Source organism: Kitasatospora sp. NPDC007106 (genome assembly GCF_040634455.1).
In the GTDB taxonomy this organism is placed as follows: Bacteria; Actinomycetota; Actinomycetes; order Streptomycetales; family Streptomycetaceae; genus Kitasatospora; species Kitasatospora arboriphila.
In genome coordinates this window covers 1-2,261 of record NZ_JBEYFP010000903.1, presented here as the reverse complement: position 1 = coordinate 2,261, position 2,261 = coordinate 1, and the positions used below count along the sequence as shown (strand labels likewise).

The 2,261-nt window shown below is 75.4% G+C and carries 2 protein-coding genes; both read right to left on the bottom strand.

Annotated elements, in window-relative coordinates; translation table 11 throughout:
- Positions 1 to 42 precede the first annotated feature (42 nt).
- Complete coding sequence (locus tag ABZ641_RS33860; RefSeq protein ID WP_344627339.1) at positions 43 to 1,068, bottom strand: TolB-like translocation protein; 1,026 nt, start codon at positions 1,066 to 1,068, stop codon at positions 43 to 45.
- A partial coding sequence (locus ABZ641_RS33855) for an MFS transporter (RefSeq protein WP_359988121.1) occupies positions 1,065 to 2,261 on the bottom strand: 1,197 nt, incomplete at its 5' end. The genes ABZ641_RS33855 and ABZ641_RS33860, both read right to left, overlap by 4 nt.

Sequence of the window (2,261 nt, the reverse complement as noted above, 5' to 3'; positions counted from 1 at the left end):
TGGGACGTCCGGGGGCCGGCCCGCGGACCGGCCGGGGCGGGGTCAGCGCACGACGGCGGGCGCGAGTGCGGCGGCGGCGAGCAGGGCGGGACTGCCGGTGCCGTCGGCGGGGACGCGCCACAGGGCGGAGCCGTCGTCGCTGGCCAGGGCGTAGGCGAGGGTGTGGTCGTCGAGCCAGAGGGCCTGGTCGTCGATGCTGCGCTGCTCGGCGGTCGCGGTCTCGGCCATGGTCTTCAGGTCGAGGACGTGGAGCCGCCAGGGTTCGTCCTCGGACAGGCCGGGGACGCGTTTCTTGTAGGCGATCCGGGTGCCGTCGGGCGACAGGGACGGGCATTCGACGTTGCCGTGCAGGGTGGTGAGGGTGTGTTCGACGGCGTTGCCGGCGACCAGCCAGGTCTTCCCGCCGCTGGCGAGGGTGGCGTGGAAGTGCTCGTCGTCGGCGAAGGTGACGCCCCAGATGTTGGTGTCGGGGGCCTGGTGGGGCTTGCCGTCGACGGTGGCGGTGTAGGTCTCCAGGTTCTCCTGGAGGGTCCAGGTGCGGGTGTCGAGGATCGAGGTGCGGGTGGAGAAGTCGGTGCCCGCGTAGGAGTCGCCGCCGACGAAGACCGTCCAGGCCACCATGTGCCCGGAGGGCGAGACCCTCGTCCGGGTGGGGATGCCGGCCAGGTCGTAGTGACGCAGTTCGTGCAGGTCGCGGTCGAGGATCGCGACGCGGTAGGTGTCCTGCAGGACGCCGTGGACGGCCTGCAGGCAGCTGCCGGTGCCGGCGGCGGCGTGGAAGCGCAGGCAGTCGGGGGCGGAGACGGTGCGGGTGGCGCCGGGGTGGTCGAGCGGGACGGAGGCCAGTTCGTCGCGGTGCGGGCCCCAGATCATGCTGCGGAAGACCAGGCGCGGCCCGTCGGGCCGGGGGCCGAGGGTGACGGTGCCGGGTTCGCTCGGCGGGTCGTCCGCCGATGCCCGGCGGTCCTGCCGGGTGGTGTCGGCGGCGCGCAGCACCGTCCAGGTGCCGGCGAGGAGGAGCAGGACGGTGGCGGTGACCAGGACGGTCAGCCGGCGGGCGAGGGTCATCGGGCCTCCTCCGGGCCGGGGTGGTCGGGCTGCGGGCCGAGGAGCCGGACGGCGGCCGCAGCGGCGATCGCGAGCGCGCCGGTCATCACGGCGAGCGCGGTGGTGTCCCCCCACCGGCTCCACAGCGCGCCGACCGCGATCGAGCCGGCGAACCGTCCGGCGGCCTGCCCGGTGCCGACCAGGGCGAGGCCGGCGCCGCGGCACTCCTCGGGCACGGTGCCCGCGGCGGCGGCGGCGAGCATGCCGTCGGTGGCCGCGTAGAACAGGCCGTGCAGGGCGAGGACTGCGGCGGCGAGCGGCACGCCGGTGCCGGGACGCAGGAGCAGCAGGGCGTAGCCGCCGAGCAGGGCGGCGTGGCCGAAGACGAAGGTGCGGCGGCGGCCGGTCTTGTCGCCGAGGGCTCCCAGGGGGACGGCGAGCAGCAGGTAGACGGCGGCGGTGCCGAGCGGCAGCAGCGGGAACCAGCCGGCGGAGAGGCCGAGGCGGCGCTGCAGCAGCAGGTAGACGAAGGAGTCGCTGACGGTGGCGAGTCCGAGCAGGGTCGCGCAGAGGGCGATCCGGCGCAGTCCGGGCAGCCGGAGGGTCTCCAGCGGCCGCAACCGGGCGACGCGCCCCGGTTCGGCGCGGCGCAGCAGGCGGCCGGGGACGAGCAGCACCAGGACGAGCACGCCGAGCGCCGCGACGCAGGAGCTGACGGTGAAGACCGCGTGGTAGCCGCCGGGTGCGGCGCGCAGGATCAGGAAGGCGAGCAGCGGACCGGTGAGGGCGCCGGCGGTGTCCATGGCGCGGTGGAGGCCGAAGGCGCGGCCGCGCTGCTCGGGCGGGGTGGCGAGGGAGATCATGGCGTCCCGGGGGGCCGTCCGCAGGCCCTTGCCGACCCGGTCGACGGCGAGGACGAGTCCGATCAGCGGGGTGGTACGGGTGAGCAGCAGCATCGGCTTGCAGAGGGCGGAGAGCCCGTAGCCGGCGGCGGCGACGGCCTTGTGGCTGCCGCCGCGGTCGCCGAGGAGTCCGCCGAGCAGCCGGACGGCGGCGGAGGCGCCGTTGTAGACGCCGTCGAGCAGTCCGAAGCCGAGCGGCGAGACGCCGAGGACGGTGACCAGGTAGAGGGGCAGGACGGCGGTGACCATCTCGGAGGAGATGTCGGTGATGAGGCTGACCGTCCCGAGCGCGAGGACGGTGCCGGCGATCCG

What these genes read in the sequence shown, in the direction of transcription:
- ABZ641_RS33860 (WP_344627339.1), bottom strand. Translation starts at nt 1,068, where the DNA reads ATGACCCTCGCCCGCCGGCTGACCGTCCTGGTCACCGCCACCGTCCTG.